The organism is Sphingobium sp. AntQ-1, assembly GCF_028538045.1.
GTDB classification, from domain to species: domain Bacteria; phylum Pseudomonadota; class Alphaproteobacteria; order Sphingomonadales; family Sphingomonadaceae; genus Sphingobium; species Sphingobium cupriresistens.
Map to the genome: position 1 here is coordinate 432,732 of NZ_CP117158.1, position 23,987 is coordinate 456,718.

Annotated in this window: 25 protein-coding genes; 20 read left to right on the forward strand and 5 right to left on the reverse strand. The window is 64.5% G+C overall.

Going from position 1 to position 23,987, the window contains the following annotated elements:
• Window positions 1-38 precede the first annotated feature (38 nt).
• The 13 genes from sphantq_RS02160 to sphantq_RS02220 all read left to right on the forward strand — a co-directional run bounded on the left by sphantq_RS02160 (window position 39) and on the right by sphantq_RS02220 (window position 12,793).
• The gene (locus tag sphantq_RS02160; RefSeq protein ID WP_204369905.1) at window positions 39-638 is read left to right on the forward strand and encodes a TraE/TraK family type IV conjugative transfer system protein; all 600 of its coding nucleotides are present in this window, start codon (window positions 39-41) and stop codon (window positions 636-638) included.
• Complete coding sequence (locus tag sphantq_RS02165; protein WP_051520068.1) at window positions 628-1,416, forward strand: type-F conjugative transfer system secretin TraK; 789 nt, start codon at window positions 628-630, stop codon at window positions 1,414-1,416. The genes sphantq_RS02160 and sphantq_RS02165 overlap by 11 nt, the downstream gene beginning before the upstream one ends.
• Window positions 1,413-2,717 carry a TraB/VirB10 family protein gene (locus sphantq_RS02170; protein ID WP_272799471.1) on the forward strand — a complete coding sequence of 435 codons (1,305 nt, stop codon included), beginning with the start codon at window positions 1,413-1,415 and terminating at the stop codon, window positions 2,715-2,717. Before sphantq_RS02165 ends, sphantq_RS02170 begins: the two co-directional genes overlap by 4 nt.
• A gap of 35 nt (window positions 2,718-2,752) precedes the next feature.
• Window positions 2,753-3,385, forward strand: a complete 633-nt coding sequence (locus sphantq_RS02175) for a TraV family lipoprotein (RefSeq protein WP_272799472.1) — start codon at window positions 2,753-2,755, stop codon at window positions 3,383-3,385.
• Entirely contained in the window at window positions 3,382-5,880 is a 2,499-nt protein-coding gene (locus sphantq_RS02180; protein ID WP_272799473.1) for a TraC family protein, read from the forward strand. Before sphantq_RS02175 ends, sphantq_RS02180 begins: the two co-directional genes overlap by 4 nt.
• 5 nt (window positions 5,881-5,885) lie before the next feature.
• The gene (locus tag sphantq_RS02185; protein ID WP_048577945.1) at window positions 5,886-6,212 is read left to right on the forward strand and encodes a hypothetical protein; all 327 of its coding nucleotides are present in this window, start codon (window positions 5,886-5,888) and stop codon (window positions 6,210-6,212) included.
• On the forward strand, window positions 6,209-6,442 hold the full coding sequence (locus sphantq_RS02190) for a hypothetical protein (protein ID WP_043152277.1): 234 nt from the start codon (window positions 6,209-6,211) through the stop codon (window positions 6,440-6,442). The genes sphantq_RS02185 and sphantq_RS02190 overlap by 4 nt, the downstream gene beginning before the upstream one ends.
• Window positions 6,432-7,121: a conjugal transfer protein TraW gene (locus sphantq_RS02195; protein WP_272799474.1), complete on the forward strand. Its 690-nt coding sequence runs from the start codon at window positions 6,432-6,434 to the stop codon at window positions 7,119-7,121. The genes sphantq_RS02190 and sphantq_RS02195 overlap by 11 nt, the downstream gene beginning before the upstream one ends.
• Window positions 7,118-8,134 (forward strand): TraU family protein, encoded by a 1,017-nt coding sequence (locus sphantq_RS02200; RefSeq protein WP_272799475.1) that lies wholly within the window; start codon window positions 7,118-7,120, stop codon window positions 8,132-8,134. Before sphantq_RS02195 ends, sphantq_RS02200 begins: the two co-directional genes overlap by 4 nt.
• A gap of 251 nt (window positions 8,135-8,385) precedes the next feature.
• Window positions 8,386-10,242 carry a hypothetical protein gene (locus sphantq_RS02205; RefSeq protein WP_272799476.1) on the forward strand — a complete coding sequence of 619 codons (1,857 nt, stop codon included), beginning with the start codon at window positions 8,386-8,388 and terminating at the stop codon, window positions 10,240-10,242.
• A complete protein-coding gene (gene traN, locus sphantq_RS02210) occupies window positions 10,239-11,363 on the forward strand; it encodes a conjugal transfer protein TraN (RefSeq protein WP_272799477.1) in 1,125 nt (374 codons plus the stop codon). The genes sphantq_RS02205 and traN overlap by 4 nt, the downstream gene beginning before the upstream one ends.
• Window positions 11,364-11,478: 115 nt before the next feature.
• Window positions 11,479-12,216: a type-F conjugative transfer system pilin assembly protein TrbC gene (locus sphantq_RS02215; protein WP_272799478.1), complete on the forward strand. Its 738-nt coding sequence runs from the start codon at window positions 11,479-11,481 to the stop codon at window positions 12,214-12,216.
• Complete coding sequence (locus tag sphantq_RS02220; RefSeq protein ID WP_043152270.1) at window positions 12,188-12,793, forward strand: S26 family signal peptidase; 606 nt, start codon at window positions 12,188-12,190, stop codon at window positions 12,791-12,793. Before sphantq_RS02215 ends, sphantq_RS02220 begins: the two co-directional genes overlap by 29 nt.
• A gap of 101 nt (window positions 12,794-12,894) precedes the next feature.
• On the opposite strand, the gene sphantq_RS02225 is transcribed toward sphantq_RS02220, so the two are convergent.
• Together sphantq_RS02225 and sphantq_RS02230 are read right to left on the reverse strand one after the other, a co-directional pair.
• Window positions 12,895-13,377: a GNAT family N-acetyltransferase gene (locus sphantq_RS02225; protein WP_272799479.1), complete on the reverse strand. Its 483-nt coding sequence runs from the start codon at window positions 13,375-13,377 to the stop codon at window positions 12,895-12,897.
• 54 nt (window positions 13,378-13,431) lie between these two features.
• Window positions 13,432-13,734, reverse strand: a complete 303-nt coding sequence (locus sphantq_RS02230; protein WP_272799480.1) for a type II toxin-antitoxin system TacA family antitoxin — start codon at window positions 13,732-13,734, stop codon at window positions 13,432-13,434.
• A 42-nt stretch (window positions 13,735-13,776) separates the two neighbouring features.
• On the opposite strand from sphantq_RS02230, the gene sphantq_RS02235 reads away from it, so the two are divergent.
• The 4 genes from sphantq_RS02235 to sphantq_RS02250 are packed head-to-tail and all read left to right on the forward strand — an operon-like array spanning window position 13,777 to window position 20,529.
• Entirely contained in the window at window positions 13,777-14,697 is a 921-nt protein-coding gene (locus sphantq_RS02235; RefSeq protein ID WP_443021547.1) for a conjugal transfer protein TraF, read from the forward strand.
• A complete protein-coding gene (locus tag sphantq_RS02240) occupies window positions 14,697-15,272 on the forward strand; it encodes a hypothetical protein (protein ID WP_272799482.1) in 576 nt (191 codons plus the stop codon). Before sphantq_RS02235 ends, sphantq_RS02240 begins: the two co-directional genes overlap by 1 nt.
• A 53-nt stretch (window positions 15,273-15,325) precedes the next feature.
• Complete coding sequence (locus sphantq_RS02245) at window positions 15,326-16,750, forward strand: conjugal transfer protein TraH (RefSeq protein ID WP_048577505.1); 1,425 nt, start codon at window positions 15,326-15,328, stop codon at window positions 16,748-16,750.
• 11 nt (window positions 16,751-16,761) lie between these two features.
• Window positions 16,762-20,529 (forward strand): conjugal transfer protein TraG N-terminal domain-containing protein, encoded by a 3,768-nt coding sequence (locus sphantq_RS02250; RefSeq protein ID WP_272799483.1) that lies wholly within the window; start codon window positions 16,762-16,764, stop codon window positions 20,527-20,529.
• Here sphantq_RS02250 and sphantq_RS02255 read toward each other — a convergent pair.
• The 3 genes from sphantq_RS02255 to sphantq_RS02265 form a co-directional block, all read right to left on the reverse strand.
• Complete coding sequence (locus sphantq_RS02255; RefSeq protein ID WP_272799484.1) at window positions 20,516-21,001, reverse strand: hypothetical protein; 486 nt, start codon at window positions 20,999-21,001, stop codon at window positions 20,516-20,518. The genes sphantq_RS02250 and sphantq_RS02255 overlap by 14 nt on opposite strands.
• Window positions 21,002-21,106: 105 nt before the next feature.
• The gene (locus sphantq_RS02260) at window positions 21,107-21,490 is read right to left on the reverse strand and encodes a type II toxin-antitoxin system VapC family toxin (protein WP_272799485.1); all 384 of its coding nucleotides are present in this window, start codon (window positions 21,488-21,490) and stop codon (window positions 21,107-21,109) included.
• Window positions 21,487-21,744, reverse strand: a complete 258-nt coding sequence (locus sphantq_RS02265) for a type II toxin-antitoxin system Phd/YefM family antitoxin (RefSeq protein WP_043152258.1) — start codon at window positions 21,742-21,744, stop codon at window positions 21,487-21,489. The genes sphantq_RS02260 and sphantq_RS02265 overlap by 4 nt, the downstream gene beginning before the upstream one ends.
• A gap of 549 nt (window positions 21,745-22,293) precedes the next feature.
• Here sphantq_RS02265 and sphantq_RS02270 point away from each other — a divergent pair.
• From sphantq_RS02270 to sphantq_RS02280, 3 genes are read left to right on the forward strand one after another with little or no spacing between them, the layout of a single operon-like run.
• The gene (locus sphantq_RS02270; protein ID WP_272799486.1) at window positions 22,294-22,590 is read left to right on the forward strand and encodes a type II toxin-antitoxin system Phd/YefM family antitoxin; all 297 of its coding nucleotides are present in this window, start codon (window positions 22,294-22,296) and stop codon (window positions 22,588-22,590) included.
• Window positions 22,587-23,039 (forward strand): type II toxin-antitoxin system VapC family toxin, encoded by a 453-nt coding sequence (locus tag sphantq_RS02275; protein ID WP_272799487.1) that lies wholly within the window; start codon window positions 22,587-22,589, stop codon window positions 23,037-23,039. Before sphantq_RS02270 ends, sphantq_RS02275 begins: the two co-directional genes overlap by 4 nt.
• A 19-nt stretch (window positions 23,040-23,058) precedes the next feature.
• Complete coding sequence (locus sphantq_RS02280; RefSeq protein ID WP_272799488.1) at window positions 23,059-23,973, forward strand: HEPN domain-containing protein; 915 nt, start codon at window positions 23,059-23,061, stop codon at window positions 23,971-23,973.
• Window positions 23,974-23,987 lie beyond the last annotated feature (14 nt).

Here is a 23,987-nt window from a genome sequence, read left to right on the forward strand (position 1 = left end):
AGATGGCACATCCATTCCGACGCAAGGCAGCGGCCGACATGATCGGCGACACGCGCCCGAGCTGGCACCTGCATCGCTATCTGCAGGGATCAGCCAACCTGTTCGAGGAGAACCGGCTGCTCAAGGTGGCGATCGCCGGCTTGTTCGGCATCACCGCGGTGCTCGGCACGCTCATCTACACCTCGAACCAGAACACGCGCACCGTGATCGTGCCCTTCGGCGCAGACGGCGACCTCTATGTGACGGGGAACAAACCGTCGGAGAGCTATCTCCGCTCGATCACGTTCAACATCGTGGGTCTCGCCGGCACCTATTCCGCTTATTCGGCGGACCGGCAGTTCCAGGAACTGCTGCGAATCGCGCATCCCAGCGCGTATAATGGCCTGCGCGACAGTCTGAACCGGCTGCTCGATGAGCTCGGCAACAATCCCACGCTCTCGATCGCGACCTATATCCGCGGCGACCAGCCCGTCACATGGACGGGCAGCGAAATCCTCGTGCCCGTCGAAAAGGTCCGTGTGATCGGCGGCGTCATCCGCAAGTTCCGCGGCAATCTGCGCATTCGCTACGCGCTCGAGAACGGCCGCTTCTGGCTGACCGCCCTCCAAGAGGAGAATTTCAGTGCCGATGTCCGGTAACCGCGCGAGGCTCGCTTGCCTCGCGGGGGCGTTCGTCGCGTCCCTTCCCGCTTGCGTTCCCGCATTCGCCCAGTCGATCGCGGCACTGCCCGATCAGACGAGCCGCATCCGGCTCTCCAATCGCGACGTCAATCATGTCGTGTGCATCGGCGGCGACATCGAGGACGTCAAATTCTCGGCCGAGAAGGGCCTCGCGGTCGAACGCGGTGGATCTGACGCATGGATCAAGTTCCTCGTCCTCGAAACCGAAGATCCGGGCGCGGCGCCAGGCGACATGAAGACGCGCACCTACGTGACGACACCGTCCGAATTCTTCGTCTCGTGCAACGGCGCAATCTATCCGCTCTACACCGAGCCCGCCGACATTCCGGCCCAGACCGTGACGCTGGTCCCCGGCGGGGCACAGCGCGCGCGCGCCAATGATGCGCTTCTGGGTCCGTTAGTGGAGGAAGAGCGGGCTGTCGGGATTGCGCTTGCGATCCTGCAGGACCGGGTGCCCGCGTCGTTCTCCGAGGTGGCACCGTCCCACGACAGGCTCACCCTTGCCGACCTTCCCACGGCGTCGCTCAGCGAACGGCGGCGTCTCGAAGTCGAGGGCGCCGGGCTTTCGGTCAGTGAATATCTGGTCCGCACCAGCGTCGCGATCACGCTCGATGAACGCGACTTCCTCGATACAGCGCTTGGGGCCGACATCTTTGCCATCACGATCGACCGACTGACGCTGGGTCCCAATGAGACAGCTCGGCTGATCGTCGTTCGCCGGAGTGTCCAGCCATGACAGCGCCCGAAGAGAAACCTCAGGGAGAGGCTGGCCCGTCGGCCCGTCAGGGTGGCGACGCCGACGAGACGGCGAATACCGCGCGCCCGGCTCTGCTCGATCTGCCGGCGCAGTGGTCGAAGCTCAGTTCCAACCAGAAGTTACGCGCCAAGCAACTGGGGGTCGTATCGACGATCGCACTGCTTGGCCTCGGTCTCTACACGGCGAGCACCAGCGGCCAGAAGGAGGCGCCCAAGGCGCCCCAGGCCTCCAATCTCGACATGGGCGCGGGCCTTCGCGGCGACAGCCTCGAGGTGAAGCTGCGCGGCGATCTCCAGAAGATCCTCGACGGACAGACGCTGCTCGGAGACCGGGTGACTGCCATCGAGGAAGGCAAGGTGGTCCCGGGCGCCGCCGACACCGGCCACGCCCAAAGCGCGAGCGGCGACGGAGACCTTCCGCCTGCCCTACCCGGCGAGGCCCCCGCCTACCCGCCCGCTCCTCCCGACGCCAGGGGCGCAGCCGACGAAATCCCTGCGCCGCCTACTGCTCCGGCGGCACCACCCGCGCCGCCCGCGCCGCCCACGGAACGGCAGGTTGGCGCGATCGGCGCGGCGACCGCCACGCAAGCGGCGGAGGGAGGCGCGGGCGGCGGGGCCGCGTCAAAAAAAGCGAAGCGGACGATCTATTTGCCACCTGGTTTCATGAAGGCGCGGCTGCTGACCGGTATCGACGCGCTGGCAAGCCGGGACGCGACCAGTAATCCCGAGCCGATCATCGCCCGGGTCCAGGCGCCCGCCGTGCTTCCGAATGAGGTGAAGGCCAATCTCGCCGGCTGCTTCGTCATCGGCAACGCGACCGGCAGCCTCGCCAAGGAGCGGGTCGAGATCCAGCTCGTCTCGATCTCGTGCGTCGATTTCGAGAGCCACGCGGTGGTCGACCAGGCGATCAAGGGCTTCTTCGTCGATGCCGATGGAAAGAAGGGGCTGTCCGGGAAGGTCGTGACCCGCGCCGGCGCGACGCTCGCGCGCTCGTTCATCGCCGGGACGATCGCCGGCATTTCGCAGTCGGTCGAAGGTACGATCGGGAGCCTCTCGACCTCGGCGCTTGGCAGCGTGCGCAGTCTCGACGCGGGCGATGCCGTCAAGTCGGGCGTTGCCGGCGGGCTCTCCAAATCGTCGGACAAGCTCACCGATTTTTATCTCGATCTCGCCCGCCAGGCCGGCCCGGTGGTCGAAGTCGGCGCGGCCAAGGATGTCGTGGTCGTCATCCAGGAAGGCCTCGCCCTCGAGATCAAGCCGTCGGTCGGAGCCAAATTCTGATGCGACGCTCCCCCCATCTTACAGGAGGTTCCGCCATGCTCTTGCTGGCCCACCAGTCTCTCCATCGGTCTCTGCTCTCGCTCAGCCTGCTCGCGGGCTTGAGCGGATGCGCGACGGTCGGCTCGATGATGTCGCCCTATTCGGAGAAGTTCGACTGCAAGAACAGCGACCACGGCCAATGCATCCATCCCGATCGGGCCTATGCGGATGCGGTTGCCGGCGTCACCTCGAAGTCGGACCCCAAGGTTACCAATGACCGTGCCATGCTGCGCGGGCAGGACGCCGACCGAGCAGGCTCCCGATCGCCGGGAGGAAGCGCGGGCAACGCCTATGGCAGCTATCGCGACAGTGTTTATCGTGAACTGAAAGGCCTGATCGAAGCACCGGTCACGCCGATGCTCAAGCCCGCGCAGACCGTCCGGACGCTGATCCTTCCCTATGCCGATCGGCAGCGCCCGGATCGGCTCTACATGCCACGCTATGTTTATTCGGTGGTCGACAAGCCGGTCTGGGTCGTGGGCGGCGCACTTGTCGCCGCCCCGGATCGTGCGGCTCAGGCACCGATCCTCGGCCAGGTGCGCGATATCGCCGCACCCGATGGCGAGCCCGCACCGGCAGGGACGACTCCACCCGCACCGGCCATCGTGCCGCCGGCGCCGCAGCCATGAGTGGCCTGACTTTTAGCCGGCTGCGCAATGCCGTGCGGCGCGACAGCTTCTCCGACTATCTGCCGCTTGTGGCCTGGAAGGAGGAAACCGATGCGTTTCTCTGTATCGACGACACCTGGGGCCATGCCTGGGAGCTGGTGCCCACCGCCTATATGTTCGCGCATGTCCAGAGTGCGCTGCAGGGGTTGCTCAATATCCACTTCCCCGACGGGACAGTCCTGCAGCTCCATACCTTCGCGGATCCGCTGATCGACGACGCCCTCGACGCGTTTCTCGATCTGAAGACCCGCGACGATCCGCTCATTCAGGCCTCCGCGCGTCACACCCACGCGTATCTCAGCGAAGGGCGTCATGGCCTGAAGGCCCTGCACGGCATCCCGGTCCGCAATTTCCGCACGCTGCTGTCGATCAAGACACGCCGGCCGCTGGGCGAGGATCTGCGTCGGCAGGTCGAGGAACAATTGTCAAAGCTCGGCATCCGCCGGCTCCCGCCAGAGGAGATGGTCGCCTTCTACCGGCGCGTCTTCAACGGCGTCGCGACGCAGGCCCCTGGCGTCTTCGCCGACGGCACAGCGACAGGCGCGCCGCCGATCGCCAAGCAGATCATCGATGCAGGCCCCGATCTCGTGTTCGAGGGCGCGGAGGTTTTCCTCGGCAACCAGGTTGCACGCTGCCTGACGCCCAAGGCGCCAGCCCGGCGCATCACCGCGGAGCGCGCCAACCGTCTGATGGGCGGTATGCGAGGCGCCTCAGAGGATAGCGACCAGATCGGCGGCCCCTTCCTCTATACGCTCAATATCCTGTTCGATCATTCGCAGTTCGAGATCCACAAGCGGGCGCAGATCCTCTCGGCGCAAAAGGCCGCGGGCAGTTTCGCCGTCGAGGTCGGCAAGCAGATCGAGGAGATCGGCTGGATCCTCGACGAGGCGGGGAACAGCAAGTTCGTCCGGGTCATTCCCACCATCTGGGTGTTCGGTCGCGACCGTGCCCATGCCCGCGATCTCGCCGCGCGCGCCAAGCGACTGTGGGAGGGCGAGCCCCTGCCCTTCTCGATGCAGGAGGAGAGCTATCTCAACCCGACCCTGCTGGTGATGAGCCTGCCGTTCGGGCTCTATCCCGACCGCGCGACGCTGCGCCTGCTCGAGCGCGACTTCCGCATGCCCGTCAAAGCGGCGGTAATGCTGGCGCCGATCCAGACCGACTTTCGCGGCGGCGGGCGTCCGGCGCTTCTCTACACGGGGCGCAAGGGCCAGCTTGTCACGCTCGATCTTTTCGACCCCAGGATCAACAACTACAATTTCATCGTCTCGGCGGAGAGCGGCGCGGGCAAAAGCTTCCTGCTCAACAATCTCTGCCAGCAATATTATGCCTGCGGCGCGCTCATCCGTATCATCGATATCGGCGGCAGCTACCGGAAACTCTGCACGCTCTGCTCGGGCCGCTATATCGACATCGGCGAAGAGCATCTGGTGCTCAACCCCTTCGACATGGGGCTGGCGCTCGACGGCGACGACAAGCAGTCGGCCATCACCATGGCGGTCGCCATCGTCGCCGAGATGGCCAACGCCTCGACGCGCAAGGGCGTCACCACCTCGGAATGGAACCTCCTCAAGTCCGCCGTTCAATGGACGATCGACACAGGGAGGGCCGATCATGGCATTGATGCCGTGCGCGAGTGGCTCGGCACCTATCCCTCACTCGTCGAGACCGATCTCGACCGCGTCGATCACCTCGTGCCGACGTCACGCGAGCTGGCTTTCAATCTGCGGGATTTCGGCTCGGGCGGCGCCTATGGCCATTATTTCAACGGGCCGTCGACCCTCGACATCCGCAATGACGAATTCGTGGTGCTCGAGCTCGAGCGCCTCAAAGCGATGCCCGACCTCTTCAACGTCATCGTCATGGTGGTGGTGAACGCGGTCACGCAGGAACTCTACCTGTCCGCGCGCGACCGTCCCCGCTTCGTGCTATGCGACGAAGCCGCGCAGTTCATGACCCGGACTGACGGGCAGGATCTCTCGCGCCTCGCCGAGGCATTCGGCCAGGGCTATCGGCGCGCGCGCAAATATCGCGGTTCGTTCGGCATCGTGCTGCAGTCGATGAACGACCTGACGCTGTTCGGCGGGACGGGTCAGGTCATCCTCGAAAATGCCGCGACGCGGTTCCTGCTTCAGGGCTCGACCTATGATCGGGCGGTTGACAACAAGATCCTCGACTATTCGGGGTTCGTCCTCGATCTCCTGAAGTCGGTCCGCAACTCGAAGCCCAACTACAGCGAGGTGTTCATCGACTCGCCCCTGGGTCTTGGCATCGCCCGGCTCGTGGTCGATCCCTTCTCCTACTGGATCAACACGTCCGCGCCCGACGAGGTGGCTGCGTTCGAGGCGCTGATGCGCCAGGGCCTCTCCCCGCTCGAAGCCGTGTGCCGCCTGGCCGGTGTCGACCCCTCGGAAATCCTGGGTACGCCGGCCGTGTCCGGCCTCGTGGGGGTATGAGGGTCATGGGACGCCATACTCCGCACCCCGATCAATTGCCGCTCAATTGGTCCGACAACGAAGCCATCGAGATAATTGTCGAGCAGCGCCTCGCCGAACGGTTCGAAGCGGAATCCTTCCAGTGGCGCTTCCGGCTCGTGATGATCGAGACGGCGATGATGGGTCTGCTGGTGCTCGTCGCCGGGCTGTTGCTCAAGCAGCCGACGATGATGGTGCTCCGCGCTTCGCTCATCATTGCCGCGTCGTGCCTGGCGACCGGTCTCCTTTTGCTCAGCCTGTCGGCGGGCACCGCGAGGGTCATGAGCCGCCTGCGCAGGAGAAGGGGCAAATGAACGGCCTTACCTCTTCCGCGCCATCACAATCGGCGATCCGGCTCACCGTCAGCGGCTTCCTGCTCTTGGCTGTCCAGAGCACGATGCTGCTCGTGTCGCCGTCGCTCGGCGGCGATGCCGGCACGCTGATCTGGATTCTGACGCCGCTCGCATTTTCCGCCTTCGTCGCGGCCCTCATCGGCATTCCCGAGCCTCCCGAGAGGCATTGGAGGCAGCGCCATGGCCGCTGATCCGCTCCGCCGTGTTCGTCGCGGTCCTCTTCTTGTGCTCGTCACGGGCAGCATGCTGGCCGTCGCGGCAACGCTGCCTGCGGCCGCGCCGATCGCGGGCAGCGCCCAATCGCGCAGCACGATCGGGCGAACCTGGCCGATCGCGGAGCCCGACGCGCTCGCCGAGATCGAGGCCAAGGTCGCGACTCTGCCCAGCGACATGAGCAAGGCGTTCGGCCCGCGCGACAAATGGAGCGCTCTGAAGGCGGCGCCGCTCGGCGTCGCCGGCGCCGATCGCGTGCGCAGCGTCGTCCCCTTCTACACGCTCGACTTCGACATCACGCTCCCGGGCGGCAAGACGCTCTACCCGAAGGGCTTCGCCTTCAACCCGCTGACCTATGTGAAGCTGCCGCAGCGCCTTGTCGTCGTGCATCGCCAAGACCTTGGCTGGGCGCTCCGTAGTGCCCGAGCGAGCGACTTCATCCTGCTCGCCGCGCTTGGGGCACAGAATGGCGACGCGATCGATCTGAGCGAAAAGACCGGCCGCTCGATCTACATTCTCGAGGAGCGGGTCAAGCAGCGTCTGGGACTCACCGTGGCTCCGGTCATCGTCGAGCAGTCCGGCACGCGCCTCGTCCTCACCGAGTATGGGCCCAAGAGCCGGGCTGCCGCGACCGCGGCGAAAGGAGCGACGCGATGATCGGGCGTCTTCCCGTCTTCGTCGCGGGCCTCGTCATCGGGTTGCTGATGACGCTCGCCTGGCCGAGTCAGGCCCATGCCTCCAAATGCGAGGCCGGCACGGTCTTCAACCCCATCACCAAGGTGCGCTGGACCTGCATCTTTCCGATCACGGTCGGCGGCATCCGGGTGGGGAGTTTCGACAAGCTCGACAAGGCGCTTGACGCACAATCCTCGTCCAAGCCTCTGTGCGCCTGCCGCAAGGGTCTCCAGTTCTGGTTCGGTGTCAAGGTCTCCTATTGGTCGCCGAACCGGATGGTCGACATCGTGACCGAACCCGGCTGCATGATGGCGCTTGGCGCCGATCTCCTGCCGACCGGCGGCAAGCTGCAAGGCAGCCAGTCGTCGATTTCGGACGGGACAAACACCCGCAAGATGTTCGCGCAGATGCACTATTACATCTCGCCGGTCTGGGCGATGCTCGACATGTTCACCGACCTGCCGTGCCTCGAGAATGACGGCTTCGACGTCGCCATGATCACCGAGGTTCTGCCGACCTGGCAGTCGGGCACGCTCGGCGCGATCATCCAGCCCGAAGGCATTCTTTTCGGCAATCCCGCCGCCGGTCTCGCCTGCATGGGCGACAGCGCCGCGGCAGCGGCGGGCAAGGTGATCGACCCCTTGTTCTGGTGCATGGGCTCTTGGGGCGCGACCTATCCGATCGCCGGCGACATCCATTTCGACGACAGCGTCGAGGCCTGGGCGGGGCTCGCGGCGCGCGGGGTCTTCATGATGGGTCGGCTGGGCGCGCTCACCATCAGTTCGGCGGACGGCTGCTCCTTCATCCCCCAGCCCGTGTGGACCAAGTCCCGCTACAAGCTCCAGATCGTGGAGCCGGTGAAGGGCGGCAAGTGCGTCAATATCGGCAGGCCCGGCGCGCTCTGGTCTTCAGCCAAGCACGCGCCGGGCAAGGACAACGCCCAGTTCATGCTCTTCGAAAAGGTGATCTGCTGCGCCGGGATACCCGTGCCATGAACAGGTCGCTTCCGCCGTGTTCCGCGCGAGACAGCCGTCCATTCCGGAGGTCTGTTCGCCAAGGCCCCTACGGCCGATGGCTTCCGTGCGGAACCGGAGCGGCGTCGCCATGCCCCCCTGGCGGCGCCGCTCCACCCCCGGCCAGCGCGGCCGCAACACTCCCCCGATGGGATTGGCGCTTCCTCTCCGCCTGTTCCGTCCTAGCGACCGCGCTGGCCATCCCGCTCACCGCGCCCGCGGCGGCGCAGACGATGGAAGAGCGCGCCCGGGCCGCAGCCGAAGCGTCGCGCGCAAAGAGCGGCGATAGCGACGCGCTTCAGCAAAATTATGTGACGCCGGGCCTGGCCGGGCAGCAGATTTCGACGGTCGACAACAGTCGCACGTTCGCACCGAACATCGCCTGCCAGAAAACCGCGACGATGCTGGAGGTGCTGGTGCAACCGGCAGGGACTGGCGATCTCGGCAAGGTCACGATCGCCCGCGACACCGATCTCGACGGAACGGTCGACAGCACGGCGAACCTTCCCGTTCCGGTATCGGGCATTTGCGCGAACGGGATCGTCTCCTGCCAGCCCGGCACCTGGAATGGGTGCAGCTTCTTCCGCTGGGATGTCGACGGGGGGCGAGCGCTCAAGCTGACCTCGGTCGACATGCCCAAGCTCGCCGGATGCTATTGCCTCAACAATAGCTGCGGCACCAACCTCGCCTGGGGCAATATGGCCTCGGTGCTGCGCGACCTTGGCGGCGGGATGATTGGCGCGCTCACCACCGCCGACCCGCGCTACGGCGTTGCCGAGGCTGTGATCGACGGCCCCTCCATCCGCTATGTGGGCGCCAGGTCGACCGCCTGCTCCGCCAATCCCGACCTTCCCCAGACCGCCTATCGCGCCAATCCCGCGACGATCGCGTCGGACGCCTATGCCGCATCCACCGGCAATATCGTGTTCCAGGCGCTCAAGGGGTCAGCGATCGGCGCCGGCACGGCGCTTGCATTTAGCCATTGCTCGATCGAGCGGCGGGTGACCGTATTGAAGCCCCGCGCCGAGGATATCATCAGCCGAACCTCGGGCGGCTACTCGACGGTACAAAACGGCTCCTCGTTCGACTTCCTGATGGGCTCACCGGCGGACAACAGCCTCGGCGGCGGAAGCTGCACGCTCATCGACTTCCGCATGACTCTGCATGTGAACGACCCGGACCGCATCGTCGGCGCGCGGCTTGCTCAGTTCTTCGCCGACGATTGGGCGCAGGTGCGGATCGATGGGCAGTTCATCGGCTCGGGCCCCTCCGCTTGGACTAGCCTTGGCCTTCCTCCGGGCAAATGCGAACTCAAGAAAACCTTCTACGCCTATCCGAACCTCGATCTGCGGCCTTATCTTACCGCAGGCGATCATGAGATCTGGCTGCGCGTCGCGGTCGCGGAGGGCGGCGAAGGCTTCGCGCAGGTCCATGTCGACGTCGACAACAGCTGCAAGACGCTGGAGCAGGTCGTCGATGGTTGCGGCGCGATCGCTTCCGATCCGCAATGCAAACTCGACAGCGAGCTGGTCGATGGTGTCCAGACCTGGATCAACGGCGTCGTGACCGGGCTACGCCCCCTCCCCCAGACCCGTATATTGGGCGGGCCGAGCTGCCCGACACAACTCACGCGCGACTTCTTCCTGAAGGACCGCACCTATCGCTGCGCGGTCGATGACATCGCGAAGCCCGACACGAGCCGCGGCGCCTATATCGTCGACCATTCGACCGAGACGATGCTGGCCGACCGGACGCGCCAGAGCGACGGAAGCTATGCGACATCGACGCGCGCCTTCAGCCTTCCCGACCGGGGCTCGGTCGCGGCCTGCGAGCCCGTGTGCAAGACCCGCGCGGCCAAGGCCAACAGCGAGGCGGCGCCCGATGGCGTCGTGGGTGCGAAACAGAATGTGCCGACCGGCTACGACACCTTCTTCCACGCCTGCACTGCGGACAATCAATGCCCGGCAGGCCCCGGTGAGGAGGTCGTCTCCGCCTGCGGTTGCCTCGACGATTTTCCCGAAGCGGTCGTGATGATGCAGACCGTGCGCCTCGCCGGCGCCGACATGGTCTGCACGGGGAGCGTGCAATGAACGGCCTCCCGACAACGAGATATTGGTATCTCGATCCGCGCGGCGCCGCGCTCGCGCTGGTGCTCGGCATTGGTTTCGTTCTCGTCTGCCCCAGTGCCGCCAGGGCGCAGCAGATCTGCGCGGCGGATCTCAACAATAACGGCGATGCGGCCGATGAAGGTGAGCAGGCGAGCTGCCGTTCCACCACCAGCGGCGCTTGGGCTTGCCCGATCCAGGAAGTCGCCTGCGTCGCGGATGCGATGGGCCAATATAGCTGCCCGGTCGGCCCGCAATATGCTTGCCTCGTAAAGACTGAGGGTGGCGCGCCGGCCTGCTCGCCCAATCAGTGTGCCGATCTCGCGACCAATCCCATCGTGGATGAGCCGCCGATGGACGATCCAGGCACCGCGCCGGACGGCGGCGTCGATGCCGACGGCAATTGCCTGGGAAAGATCGAGATATTCTCGGGACGCGGAGTGCGGTGCCGGCCCGCCGGGCTTTCGACCACCTTCGCGAACTGCTGCAAGGACAAGGGCAAGATCGTGATGGACGGGATGGGTTCTTCCATCTCGTCGATCGGTACCAAGATCGCGGTCGCGAAGGGCGTGTTCACGGGCATGAAGGCTGCCTATGTCGCCTTCAAGGCCGGTGCGACCGCGAGCCAGGCCGCGAGTGCCGGCGCCAACGCCCTGATCGTCGGCCTCGACCCCACCTCGATCGCCGTCAGCCTGGCGATCAACTTCATGATGGAGTTCCTGTTTTCCGGCTGCGACAGCCAAGACATGGAGACGGCGATGCTGCGCTCGTCAGGCATGTGCCACGAGATCGGCAGCTACTGCACCTCGAGCTTCCTTGGCGTCTGCCTGCAGAAGGCCCGTGGCCATTGCTGCTTCAACACCAAGCTCGGCCGAATCATCCAGGAACAGGGCCGTCCCCAGCTCAAGGCCTTCAACGGCAACCTGTGGGGCACGGCCAAGAAGCCGATGTGCCGCGGGTTCACGCCGGAGGAGTTCCAGGCGCTCGATTTCAGCAAGATGGATCTCTCCGAATATTATGCGGACATCGAAGCCCGCGCCCAATCCGAAATCCAAATCGACATGGGGGAGCGCATCGATGCGTATCTCAAAGCGGTCAATCCATAGCGCCTGCATGGGCCTGCTGTTGGGCGTGGCGACGGCCGCGCTCGCGCAGGGCTTCGCGAGTGACGCCCCTCGCGGCGCTGCGAGGCAGTCCGCCGCGGACCAAGGCCAAGCGAGCATGAACCGGCTGGAGCACGCGGTCTCCCGCGGCAAGAACGATGCGGCGCAACTTCCCGATCCCAGGCTTCCGCGGACCGACGATCCCGCCGACCGAAGGCGCGCGTTCGACGGCCTGCAAAAGCGACTTACCGAGCCGGACATGGAAGCACGCGCTCGCGCAGCGCAGGCGCGCGGCGAGGCAAGTCTCACGGCCGAGCGTGAGCGGCAGGCCAAGGCTCTGCGTCGGGCGCTCGGGCTAGAGCCGGCGGAAGAGCTGGCGCTCGCCAAAGCTGCGCCGCCGGTGGCCGCAGCGGGATGGGTGCCGGTCCTGTTTGTGTCCTCGTCCATGCCGATTTCGACACTGCGCAATTATGCCGTCCAGCTCGAAAAGGTTCGAGGCGTCATGGCATTCCGCGGGGTGCCCGGCGGTCTCATGAAGATGGGCCCGATGGCGAAGCTGACGGCGCAAATCCTTAGGCTTGACCCGGGTTGCGAGGGCCCGAACTGCGTGATGCGCGACGTGCAGCTCATCATCGATCCGATCGTGTTTCGCCAACATGGGATCGCCCAGGTTCCGGCGCTCGCGATGATCCCGGGCGATCCGACCCAGGCCTATTGCGAGCGCGACGAGGAAAGCCCCCGCGCGACCCATGTCGTCTTCGGCGACAGCGCGCTTTCGGGAATGTTCGAAGAATATGCCCGTCTCGGGGGGAAGGAGGAGGTGAGCCATGCTCAGGCTCTTGCTCGCGCTCGCTAGGGCGATCGCCGGCCTGTGGCCGCGTCTGCGCCGATTGCCGCGCAAAGCGGCGGTGGCGCTGGGCGCACCCGGCCCTGACGCACCGGCGCGACCCGAACGCCTGTGGCTGGCAATGCTGGTCGTCCTGCCCCCTGCGCTGTTCGCGGCGCTCGTCGTCCCGCAGGTCACTCTGGTCATGTCGCCATCGATCGAGGCTTTCGCGGTGCACAAGAGCCCAGGGCCGATTGCACGCGGCGACTATGTCATGTTCACGCTTCATCACCCGATCGCCGGGCCAAAGCCGGTGTCCGTCACCAAGCATGCACTCTGCATGGCCGGCGACCGGCTGACGATGTTCGAGACCCCCTCGCCCCTCATCCCTCGTAGCAGAGACGGTCATTATTATTGCAACGGCGTGCTCCTGGGCGTGAGCCTTCCGCAAGCCCATAACGGGATGAAGCTCGAGCATATGAGCTGGAGCGGAATCATTCCGCCCGGCATGGTCTATGTGGGTTCGACGCATCCGCGCGGATTCGACAGCCGTTATTTCGGACTCTTACCGATCGCGCGTCTCACCCGCATGGAGCGCATCCTGTGACCGCGCGCGATCAACGGACGCTCGCCGAGCACATCCCGCAGCGGAGTGACTCTGGCGATCTTCAGGAGGCTGTGATCGCCCATACGCAATGCGGGGTGTCGTCAGTCTTGCAAGGCCCGGACGGCCTCGATGGGCATCAGGAGAACGCGCTCTCCCAACGGCGAGGCGATGAAGCCATGCCGTTCGTAAAAGCCCACGGCATCGTCGTCGATCGCGTGTACGATGACGGCGCGAACGCCGGCGATCTCCGAGGCGGCCGCGCAGCGGCGGAGCGCGTCGGCGAGCAGATCGGGACCCAAGCCAAGCCCCTGGAAGGCGGAATCGACGGCCAGCCTTGCGATGAGAAGGAGAGGCACCTTGTCCGGCATGCCCTTTCGCAGCTTTGCCGTGGGCAGCGCCGCACGCTCCTCCATCGCGGTCGTGATCGTATAATAGCCCACAACTTGACTGGGCCGGTCAGCACCGCACACGACGTAGGTGCGGGCCGAAGCGCCTTCACTGGCGAGCGCGCGCTCGTTGAGCCAAAGATCGAGCGAGGCATGCCGTCCATTGCGGAACGCATCGACATCATGGTCGGAGTTCAATCGCTCAGGCGGCGTAACACGGCGCGTGGACATGGAAATGAGCGACGCGTCCGATCATCGATTCCAGAGCGGTTCGCGCTTCATCAGCTTTTCAAGGCTAGGCGACGGCACGGCCGGCGCATCGAGAAGGCTAAGAAACTGCTCATGCTGCTCGGCATCCAGAAAGAAGGTTCGCTGATCGAGGATGGCGGCCTCGGCTTCCCGCCGCGCGCTCGCAAGCATGAACTCGGACAGTTTCTGGCCTCGCAGAGAAGCGGCGCGGCTGAGCATCGCCTTGAGCTCGGCTGCAGCCCTGATCTGGATGACATCGTCCTTACGCGCAGAGGCGCTTCGGTTGGAACGGGCGTGCTGTGCCATATCGCTAAACTCCTTGCCGGCATTTGGCGATTTGCCACGACAATGTCAATACATTTGTACTTCCCTCTTCATCGGCTTGTCGTCGTGGGCTTGGCCGGGGCAGCCTTCTTCGCCGTTCCCCAATCAGTCAGTGCGCAAGGCGCGAGCCCGACTGCCGTGGCGTCCAAGCAGGGCTATTGGTGGTATCAGGCGCCGCCTGCGCCTCCCGAAAAGCCGGATGAAGCGGATGTGCTGGTGAAGCCGGTCATCCCGCCCATGGCGGAGCTGGCCACCTGGACGCCGCCGAAGATTCGCAAGCTCATCGAGCAGCAGCGGGACTATGCAGCAACGGTGCTGACGGTCGATGCCGTCGCGGATTTCTGGCGGCTTCAGGATTTTGCGCGGCGCAAGGCAAGAGCGTTCGCCGGCGTCACCCAGATCGCGATGCTGCAATATCCCGAACTCAACTCGAAGTCCGCAAATCCGATGGTGGGCGACGCGCGCTCCGAGCTGACCGCAGAGAAGGACGCCACTCGCCGGTCCTATCTGCGCGCGCATGCCGGCGAGTTCGCACTCGTCATGTTCTCACGTTCGACCTGCGGCTATTGCCGTGTCCAGTGGCCGATCATCCAGCGCTTCCAGGAAGAGATGGGCTGGCAGGTCACGCCCATGGATCTGGACAAGCGGCCCGACCTGAGGGAGCGGTTTGGAGTCGAGATCACACCGACGACGATGGTCATTCGCCGAGGAAGTCAGCAGCGCATGATCATCGCCTCGGGCGTCGAGGCTTATCCCAACCTCGCGCAGATGGCTTATCAAGCGGTCCGCCTGCTGCGTGGCGACATCCGGCCGGAACAGTTCATGACCGGTCCGGGGGAGGATGCGGGCTTCTTCGATGCGCTTGGCAACGGCCCGGTATCAGCGACCGATCCGCGAGCGCTCGGCGGCGATCTCGTGAAAACCTCCAGCGAGCCGAGGCCATAATGCGCGGTCTCATCCTCCTCGGCATCCCGGGCCTCGTCATCGGCATGGGCTCGGCATCCGCGCAGACCGTCAGCCGCGAGGACGCGATGCGAGCGGCGATCCACCCGGTCGGCGATGCGAAGACCCTGCAGGCTTGGCTCTCGCGCGTTCCTGTCACGCATGACTTTCCAGATGACTTCACGACAACGCTACGCGGACATGGCGCCGCCTTCATCATCGAGATGACGACAAGCCCCGGCTGCATACCGTGCGGCGACCTCTGGACAAAGCTGGCCGCGCTGGGCGCGCGCTATGGTTGGCAGGTACACACCATCGGCAGTCAGGAGGCGATGATCCGGTCGGGACGCCTCGGTTTGCCCTGGGTCGGGCATCCGGTCGCCTGGGTGCGGCCGATGGCGGACGATGCGCGTGTCGTGCCGGTGGCGATCGGCACCGACCATTCGCCCAATCTGGCTCGCAATCTCTATCTGGCCGCGAAGATGCTGACGGGGGTGAGGCCCGACGTCGGCGTCCGGGCTATGTCCAAGTTCACCGGCATCGTGGGGCTGTCGGCGAAGCGTGCAGGAAGGCGCTGAGCAATGGCGGCCTCGGTCCTTCCTTCGTCATCCCCAATCGTCCGGAGTCCGCCATGTTCGCTTGCCACCGCGCCATCGTCCGTTCGCTGATCGCCCTTGCCCTCGCGACGATCGTTGCCGCAGCTCCCGCTCACGCGCAGAGCTGGGCCGAGAGCTGGTTCGACAATGTGACCTATACGTCGCCGGGCAGCTTCCAGGACCAGACGCGGGGTTACGTCACGGCCGGTGGCATGTCGGGCCGCGTCGATGTCCACAACGACTATCTCATGTCGGTCAGCCTGCCCAAGGTCCGCGCCGGCTGCGGCGGGATCGACATGTTCCTTGGCGGTATGTCGTTCCTCGATCCGGACTATCTCGTCCAGAAGCTCGAAAGCATTCTCCAGGCAGCTCCCGCAGTCGCGTTCCAGTATCTCCTCGAGACGCTCGACGAGAAGATGGGGAACATCATCTCGAAGATGGAAGCGGCGACCAATTTCCTGAACTCGATCCAGGTCAACGATTGCCGGCTCGCCAACCGCATGGTGCAGATTGCCAAGGGCGACGACAATATGTCTGGGATCATTGAGGAGATGACCGGCTATCGCTCGGTCAAGCAAGGGTTCGCCAAGAGCTACCAGCAGAGCCGCGAGAAGATCGAGGCCAACAACAACAATCCCACCGAGGATTTGAAGGACGCGCTCGCCAACTGCCCGGCAGAGGTGACGGACATTTTCCGCACCGGCTCGCTTCTCGCCCACGCAGCGCAGCGGGTCGGCGCCGGCGACTGGGCGAGCGTGATGCGTGCCCGGGTCGGCGACGTGTACATGCGCTGGGACGATGGCGACCGAGTGCCGCTCTTCACGGCCATCCCCCAATGCCCCGCGCAGGACACGGAAAGCGCGCAGGATTTCCTGACGGGAGGCGTCCAGCGCCGCACGCTCAATTTCCCGCCCACTGGCGCCGACTGCGCGCAGGACGGCAGCGGACGCGGTGCGCTCGTCCTGGCGCGCGAGCGCATGCAGTCGATCGCCACCAAGATCCGCACGCGCGCTGCGCTGGCGGCCGAGGAACGGCAGTTCGTGGCCAATGTCCGGACGCTTCCCGTCTATCGCATGCTCGAATGGGGTGTGCGCCAGGGCGTCGTCGACTCGGTGATCGCCGACACGGACGAACTGGTCGCGCTCACCCTCGCCTACCAGATGCTCAACGATCTCACCCGCACCATCGACTTCACGGTGACCAATGCAGAGCGAGGAGCCACGGTGGCGGGGTCGGCCGACAGCAACAACGCCAATGTCTGCCAGACGCGGATATTGTCCAAGGGAATCGAGCAGCTACGGGATTTGAGAGACGAGGTGCTGCGCCAACGCGCGCAGATGCGCCAGAGCTATATGGCGGCCCTCAACCAGACCAACCTCTCCGCCAACTATGCCGGGCTCCTGCGCGAGCGCGATCGGGACGCCCGTGACGCCGCCGGCGCCGCGGCCCGCAACCAGTAGGATCGTCTGTCATGCGCCGGCTTCCAAGGCTTCTTGCCGCCCTTCCCGCCCTGTTCCTCGCTTCCCCCGCCCTGGCGGTCGACACGAGCTTCCACACCTATGACGGCTTTGCCGAGACGGTCGAGGCTTTCCGGCTGGTGTCGATGATCTTCGGCGATCCGCGTTACGAGACGCTGGTGATGATCGTCGCGACGGTCGGGATCGGCCTCGGCGCGATCATCGCCAGCGTGCGCGGGACTGGCATGGGGCTGGTCGCCTTTGGCTTCCAGATCCTCATCGGCGTCGGCCTGTTCGTCGGACTCGTCGCCACGACGGGAACGGTCCATGTCTACGACCGGGTGCGCAACGCCTATCAGCCGGTCGGCGGCGTTCCCAACCTGCTCGTGCTCGTCGCCGGCGCGACCAACATGATCGAGCGCGCGATGGTTGAGACGATAGACGACAACACGCTCGATCCCAATGCCAAGATCGAGTTCGGGGCCGGCGGGCACAGCTTCGACTTGTTCCTGAACGCCGTTTCGCCGCGCGGGCCAATGACCGACGTCTTCCTGGACGCGACAATCAAAGACTATGTCCGGCAATGCTATCCGGTGGCACGGGTTTCGGCTGCCTATGGCGTGGACGATGACCAACTCTTCCGGACTTCAACCGACTTGCCGGCTTCCTTCGCGGCGATGGCAGGCCCCGCTACCTTCTCAACGGTCTATACCGAAGCCGACAAGGGCGGCACGACGGTCAGTTGCAGCGATGCCTGGACGTATATTTCGGATCGCCTGTCCGACCCGGTCCTGTTCGACGGCTATACGAAGCAAATTTGCGCGCGAACCGGCTATGACACGGACAATGTCCAGCAGATGACACGATGCCGGCAACAGGTCGGAGAGATGGGCCAGATGATGCTCGGCCGGCCGCTGAGTGCGCAGGCCTTCCTGACGCACATTCTGCTCGGCAACACGGTGGGCGACGTGCTGTTCGAGGATTCACCGGCGAGTGCGGCGAGAGTCATGGCCAATCGGGCAGTCATCTCCAACGGCCTCGCGACCATGTCGGTGGCGAACGAATGGATGCCGACGATCCGCGCCACCGTGTTCGGCATCATGCTGTTCATGATCCCGATCGCGCTCCTGTTCATCCTGACGCCGATCAATCTGCGGGTCGCGAGCTTTGCGCTCGGCATGTTCGTCTTTGTGGCGCTCTGGGGCGTTATCGATGCGGGCATCTATCAGCTCACGCTCGGTCGCGCGACGGCGACGCTCGCGGAGTTGCGCTCGAACGCGCTTGCGGCCAACGCTTGGCTGCTCGCGCCTTCGGCGGCGATGAAGGCGCTGGCGATCTTCGGCAGCTTTCGCACGGCCGCGGCCGGCCTAGCCGGCGCGTTCGTCTTTACCGTGTTCCGCTTCAGCGGCAATGTGTTCACCTCCTTCACGTCGGGCTCCCTCGGCGTGGCGAGCCAAGGCACGGCCGCCGCCGCGCCCATGGGTACGGCCGAGGGACAAGCGTCTGCGCTGGAAGCGCAGGCCTCGGCATTGGGCACCCGCTCCCGCGCCGCTGCGTCATCGAGCTTCGGCGATTTCGGGGAACGATCGACCTTCGGCGCCAACCGCGTCTTCGGTGAGGCAGGTCATATCCTTGGCCAGCGACCCGGCACCCCGGGCGGGACGGCGATGGCGCTTGGCGGCATCGAGGGCTCTCGTCAGCTTGGCAGCCTTGCGCCGGCGTTGGCTGGCCGGGATCTCGCCGACCCGGCGGTTGCGCGCGCCGTTCAGGCCAATGCCGCGACCACTGCGATCCACCAATTTGCCGAGAAGGATGCGCTCAGGAGCCTCGGGACGGGCTATTTCGGCCAGGGTGAGGCCGGCGAGAGGACGTTCGCGGCCTTCAGCCAGAACCTGGTGCAATGGCGCGCGTTCGGCGACAGCCGAGCTTACGGCATGATGATGCAGGCGGCCACGCGCCATTTTGAGCGGGCCGGCTATTCGGCGAGCGATGCCGAGCTCAAAGCCTCGGGCGTGATCGGAGAGGCCCAGGCCGATCCGACTTTAGCCAAGCTGATCGCCAACACCTTCGACCAGGAGCAGATGCTGAGGAACGACCTCACGTCGGCGCAGATCCAGGTCGGTGCGATGGAAGGGCGCCGCGACTATGCCGGCGATAATGTCGCGGGCGTCGAGCGCACCAATGTCGCGACCGAGCAGGGCTGGCGCAGCGGCAGCAATCACGGCCAGCGAGAGGCGGCTTCGATGCTCGGTCTCTCCGTCGATGAGACGGCGCGCCGGGTCGGGTTCATCAATGCGCTGTCTGGCGAGGCGAGAAGCACCGCCGTTACGCAGCTCGGGCGCGCGACGGGAAGGAACGAGGCGCAGGTCATGGCGGCCCTTGAGCGCTACAATATGGCGGTGCAGGTCGGGACCGCTGATGGCGCCACTGCCGAAGCGGGCCGCGAGGGCACCAGTGTCTACGGACGGACGGCCGAGGCGGCTGGGTACGACTTTGCCGAGCGCTCCGGCAAGCTCGATGCGCAGCGGGAAGTCGGAACCGCAGGCACGCGCGGCGCGGCGCGGATCGGCGAGCAGCGGCGTCAGGCGGAAAATTTCGGCTTTGCCGAGGGCGCGGAGGCAGCCGGCGTATCGACGCGCGAGGCAGCGCGGCTCGACAGCTTCATCCAGGCATTGAGCCGCACCGCAGGCAACCAGATCGACATGGCCGAAGGTGGCGCTGGCGGTATCGCCGATCGCGCTCGGAACGAGCGCTTGACCTCGATCGTCGACCGGGAGCGGCTGACCCGGATGCAAGGCCTGCTCGCCGAAAACGGCATCAAGCTGTCGAAGCGGCAGATAGCGATGGACCAGAATGGCGATCTCAGCCTCAACCTTACTCCCGAGACGGCGGCTGCCATGTCGAAGGCTGGCCTCATCAACGAGAGCCAGCTCGGCGCGATCGCGAATGGCGGGCATGCCCGCTTCAGCTTCGCGCACAACGATCTCCTCGTCTCCAGCGGAACGGATTTCAGCCGGTCGGCGCGCAGCGACACCAGCACGCGGTTCGAAGCCGGCAAGCAAGCCGGACCGGATACGATCGAGCATTTCATGGGCGGCGGCGCCGAAGGCCAGGCCATGCTCTCCAACTGGCTGCGCGGCGGGTTCGAGATGGACCGCAAGGGCGAATGGCGGCTGAAGCCGCAGGTCGCCGACACGCTCCAGCGCGATGTTCAGGCGATCATGGCGCAAACCGGCTGGCAGAGATCGCTGTCACGATTGGCCCAGGATCAGACAACGATGGGAACCAACCTTGGCATCGACGTTGGCCGGGACATCAGTGTTTCCGATACTGAAACGACTGGCGGTCGTGCCAGCAGTCCGGGCCGGGGTCGGCGGGCGCCACCGGGGCCTGTCGAGAAGACAGACCGCGCCACGGTGGGACGTTTCGGTGCGAGGGTAGGCTTTGAAAGCCACGATACAGGCAGCACCAGCGAAAGCGCACAATCAAGTTTGGACATCGTCAATTATGATGTGCGGGAGTCGATTGCTGCCGCTGAGCGTGCCGCAGCGCGCTCGAGCGATCCCGCAGCCACCTTCTCCCGTGAGCTATCTAATCGTGTCTTGGGGAGCGAAGGCATGCGCAATCGCTACCTTCAGGATGCGGACAACGGGCGCGCCACATTCGATATAACCGGGCCGCTGACCTCGCTCGAGCAAAACTCTGTTCTCGCGAAAGGGAGCTTCTCGACCGATATCCAAGGTAGTCCCGGCGACAGCGACAGCACATTCAAGAAGCGTTGAATTTCCCGGTGTGAGGATTGATGTGCCCCGGGTTAGTTGGATTTAAGGGATTGCCGATCCAGAGAGGCCCAGACCGCGGGTCCGCTGGGTCGAACCCGGCGCGCCATCTTTTCGCCCAACGATCATGTTCTTCAAGAGCGCGCCTTCTGTAGAGGGCCTCTTCTTCCTCTTCGTCTGACAGTGGCGTTCCGTCGCCGGGCTGCACAAAACCGTCGAGACGCTCCCGAACATAGCCGACGCCCAGCACCATGAGCGCCGTCATCGGGAAGAACAGGATATCCAGATAACCGGCGAGCGCACTACCGTAGAGGGCTTCGAGCGAGGAAACTCGTGTCGCCACCGCCATGCCCAGCCACCAGATCGGAATGGAAGTCCACCAAAGCTTCGCGTACCACGGCCGCCAGATCCAGGCCGCCAGTCTCGGCTGGTCACTGACGCTACGCGGCTCCTGATCGTCGATGGCAGCTTCCACCGGGAATATCCCTTCCACTGCCCCATATCACTGATCGGGCCAGATTTCCACGGTCTACATAGTCGTCTCAAGGCGAGATTCGGGCGGCGCGTGACCTTTCGCCGACTATATTGCGCTCTCAACATCGGTCTTGGTGAAGTCGTCCCCTACGAAGAGGAGAGGACATCCATGCTCCCTGGCGACTTCGTAGGCGAAGCAGTCGCCAAAGTTGAGGCCGGCTGCATGAACGCCCTTTCCCCACTTGGAATAGGCCGAGGCAACGCGGTGCGCAGCGGCTGGGGTCACACTCACGATATCGAAGCCAAGCCCGTCGATTAGGCTCACCATTTCCTCAGCGACGTTCCGTCGGGCCGAGACGATCAGAGTTTCAGCCACGGTTCCGGCGGAGATGATCAATTCATCCGCAGCCTCGATCGCATCGCTACAGGTAGCCGCATGCGGTTCATCAAGGACGATCGCCATCAGTGCAGACGTATCGACCGCGATCACGCGGGCAAACCATCGTCGCCATAGAGGAAATCCTGGCTATGCGCGGCGTCAGGACCGGTGGTTGCCTTCGCTGCTCCAGCTATCCGAGCGGCGTCGAGGAGCTTGCGGCGCGCCGTTCCATCGCTCGCCGGACGGACGGGGACTAACCTCACTGCCGGTTGTCCATGTCGCGTCAGGACAATCTCGTCTCCCGCTTCGGCCCGCCGCACCAACTCGGTCAGCTGCGCCTTGGCGTCGCTCACAGAGACTCGCATGTTGAACTCCCACTGGCCGTCGGCTACATGAACTTTTTTGGACTATTGAATGGTCCATGTCAAGATATTTGCTCAATGCCGTGGCCACGTCAGGGCATAGCTCCCTAGTCAGCGGGTACCCTGCGACTATCTGGATCAAGGTTCGTCATGTGGGCGGCCGCGCAGCAGAATGCGCCATAATCGGGCAAGCGGATGACGTTCCGGTCCGCAACGGACCCGAATGTGAAGGCTGGCAGGTGGCGGGTCTGAAGACAAATCGCCTTGAGTATCGGATCGGGAGGCAAGGCTGTTGCGCCTGGGTGAGGGCAAATCGCCTTCGCGGAACAGCGAGCCTTGGTACGAATCGTTCTTCGTGGACATCGCCGGAGTATAGTGGATGGATGTGCCGATAGAACACCTCCGCAGACCGACGCTCCCTGGCTGACATGGGAGGTCCACGGGCGGAGCCTTGCACTTAGCCATATCAGCCGTTTGCTCGCGAAGGGGCGATTGGTCTTGCGATAGCGGCTGGGGCAGTCTATATCTGACTAGCTGGTCAGGAGATAACCAATGGGCACGGCAGTTGGCAAGACGGAAGGTGAGAAATCCGGTCCCCGCAGTACGTGGAAACTCGAAGATGCCAAGGCCCGCTTCAGCGAAGTCGTCAGGCGTGCCCAGAGCGAGGGACCGCAGCGGGTCACGGTCCGCGGCCGGGAGGCCGTAGTGGTGATGAGCGTGGACGAACTCGACCGGCTTCTGCCCAGGGATGCGGGCAAGCCTGCGTTCGTTCCGTTCCTCGAGAGCCTCGGACTCGACGGCCTCAACCTTGAGCGCGAGATCGACCGCGGGCGGGACGTCGCCTTGTGAAAGGCTGGCTGCTGGACACGCATATCGTATCTGCGTTGGCCAGCCCGAACGGTGCGCCAAGCGTCAAGGCATGGGCGACAGCGCAACCCGAGCACCGGATGTTCCTGAGCGTCCTGGCGCTCGCGGAATTCGATAAAGGCATCCACAATCTCGAGCCGGAACATCCGGATCGTTCGCGCTATATAGCGGCCCGCGACGCCCTCGCTGAACGCTTCAGCGACCGGCTCCTCTCCGTTCACGACGCCATCGTCTATCGCTGGGGCGCAATTTCGGGTGAGGTGAAGCGGCGGACGGGGCAGTCCCCACCGGTGATCGACACGCTGCTCGCGGCAACCGCGATCGAGCACGACCTCTTCCTCGTGACGCGAAACACCAAGGATACTCGCCACAGCGGCGCCGTGATCTTCAATCCGTGGGAAGACGAACCATCGCGCTTCCCTCTCACCTGACCCGAATGACGATGAGACGATGAAAACCGAACTCGACCATCTTCCGGTAAACAAGCGGCGCGAACTCGATCGGGTCATCCGGATCCTCTTCGAGGAGTTCGAGGACGCGCTTGGCCAGCCGACGGGGCCGCGCAAGCTTGGCCGCATCCTCAAGATCATCCTCTACGGCTCCTATGCGACCGGAGGGTGGGTGCATGAGCCGCATACCGAGAGGGGCTATCGATCGGATTTCGACCTGCTCATCATCGTCAACCAGAAGGAGCTGACGGACAGAGCCGAATATTGGGAGAAAGCGGAAGAACGCCTCGACCGGGAAACCATGATCCTCAACCGCCTGCGCACGCCGGTCAATTTCATCGTTCACACGCTGCAGGAAGTGAACGATGGACTGGCTCATGGCCGCTATTTCTTTATGGACATCGCGCGCGATGGCATTGCGCTGTATCAAGTCGACAACAGCGAACTGCACGAGCCCAAGCCCAAGACCCCGCAGCAAGCCTATGACATGGCGAAGGGTTATTTCGACCAGTGGTTCGGCCTCGCAATATCGTCACGGTTGGGCTTTCAGTTCTTCTACGACAACAAGCAATTTCCCGACGCAGCCTATAATCTTCAACAGGCGTGCGAACGCCTCTATTACTGCGTTCTTCTCGTCTACACCTTCTACACGCCCTATAGTCACAATATCAAATTCCTTCGGACGCGCGCTGAAGCGATTTCTGCGCGCCTCGTCGAGGCCTGGCCAAGGGAGACCCGCAAGCAGGAAGCGCACTTCAACAAGCTCAAGGATGCCTATGTGAAGGCCAGGCATTCCGAGCATTTCAAGATGACGGAGGAGGAATTCGCGTACCTCGCCGAGCGCGTCGAGGTGCTTGGCACGGTCGTCAACGAACTCTGCCAGGAGAGGCTGTCAGAGCTGAGCGCGCAGCTTTAAAGCATCAGAAGCGC

What these genes read in the sequence shown, in the direction of transcription:
- sphantq_RS02160 (WP_204369905.1), top strand. Translation starts at nt 39, where the DNA reads ATGATCGGCGACACGCGCCCGAGCTGGCACCTGCATCGCTATCTGCAG.
- sphantq_RS02165 (WP_051520068.1), top strand. Translation starts at nt 628, where the DNA reads ATGTCCGGTAACCGCGCGAGGCTCGCTTGCCTCGCGGGGGCGTTCGTC.
- sphantq_RS02170 (WP_272799471.1), top strand. Translation starts at nt 1,413, where the DNA reads ATGACAGCGCCCGAAGAGAAACCTCAGGGAGAGGCTGGCCCGTCGGCC.
- sphantq_RS02175 (WP_272799472.1), top strand. Translation starts at nt 2,753, where the DNA reads ATGCTCTTGCTGGCCCACCAGTCTCTCCATCGGTCTCTGCTCTCGCTC.
- sphantq_RS02180 (WP_272799473.1), top strand. Translation starts at nt 3,382, where the DNA reads ATGAGTGGCCTGACTTTTAGCCGGCTGCGCAATGCCGTGCGGCGCGAC.
- sphantq_RS02185 (WP_048577945.1), top strand. Translation starts at nt 5,886, where the DNA reads ATGGGACGCCATACTCCGCACCCCGATCAATTGCCGCTCAATTGGTCC.
- sphantq_RS02190 (WP_043152277.1), top strand. Translation starts at nt 6,209, where the DNA reads ATGAACGGCCTTACCTCTTCCGCGCCATCACAATCGGCGATCCGGCTC.
- sphantq_RS02195 (WP_272799474.1), top strand. Translation starts at nt 6,432, where the DNA reads ATGGCCGCTGATCCGCTCCGCCGTGTTCGTCGCGGTCCTCTTCTTGTG.
- sphantq_RS02200 (WP_272799475.1), top strand. Translation starts at nt 7,118, where the DNA reads ATGATCGGGCGTCTTCCCGTCTTCGTCGCGGGCCTCGTCATCGGGTTG.
- sphantq_RS02205 (WP_272799476.1), top strand. Translation starts at nt 8,386, where the DNA reads ATGGAAGAGCGCGCCCGGGCCGCAGCCGAAGCGTCGCGCGCAAAGAGC.
- traN (WP_272799477.1), top strand. Translation starts at nt 10,239, where the DNA reads ATGAACGGCCTCCCGACAACGAGATATTGGTATCTCGATCCGCGCGGC.
- sphantq_RS02215 (WP_272799478.1), top strand. Translation starts at nt 11,479, where the DNA reads ATGAACCGGCTGGAGCACGCGGTCTCCCGCGGCAAGAACGATGCGGCG.
- sphantq_RS02220 (WP_043152270.1), top strand. Translation starts at nt 12,188, where the DNA reads ATGCTCAGGCTCTTGCTCGCGCTCGCTAGGGCGATCGCCGGCCTGTGG.
- sphantq_RS02230 (WP_272799480.1), bottom strand. Translation starts at nt 13,734, where the DNA reads ATGGCACAGCACGCCCGTTCCAACCGAAGCGCCTCTGCGCGTAAGGAC.
- sphantq_RS02235 (WP_443021547.1), top strand. Translation starts at nt 13,777, where the DNA reads ATGTCAATACATTTGTACTTCCCTCTTCATCGGCTTGTCGTCGTGGGC.
- sphantq_RS02240 (WP_272799482.1), top strand. Translation starts at nt 14,697, where the DNA reads ATGCGCGGTCTCATCCTCCTCGGCATCCCGGGCCTCGTCATCGGCATG.
- sphantq_RS02245 (WP_048577505.1), top strand. Translation starts at nt 15,326, where the DNA reads ATGTTCGCTTGCCACCGCGCCATCGTCCGTTCGCTGATCGCCCTTGCC.
- sphantq_RS02250 (WP_272799483.1), top strand. Translation starts at nt 16,762, where the DNA reads ATGCGCCGGCTTCCAAGGCTTCTTGCCGCCCTTCCCGCCCTGTTCCTC.
- sphantq_RS02265 (WP_043152258.1), bottom strand. Translation starts at nt 21,744, where the DNA reads ATGCGAGTCTCTGTGAGCGACGCCAAGGCGCAGCTGACCGAGTTGGTG.
- sphantq_RS02270 (WP_272799486.1), top strand. Translation starts at nt 22,294, where the DNA reads ATGGGCACGGCAGTTGGCAAGACGGAAGGTGAGAAATCCGGTCCCCGC.
- sphantq_RS02280 (WP_272799488.1), top strand. Translation starts at nt 23,059, where the DNA reads ATGAAAACCGAACTCGACCATCTTCCGGTAAACAAGCGGCGCGAACTC.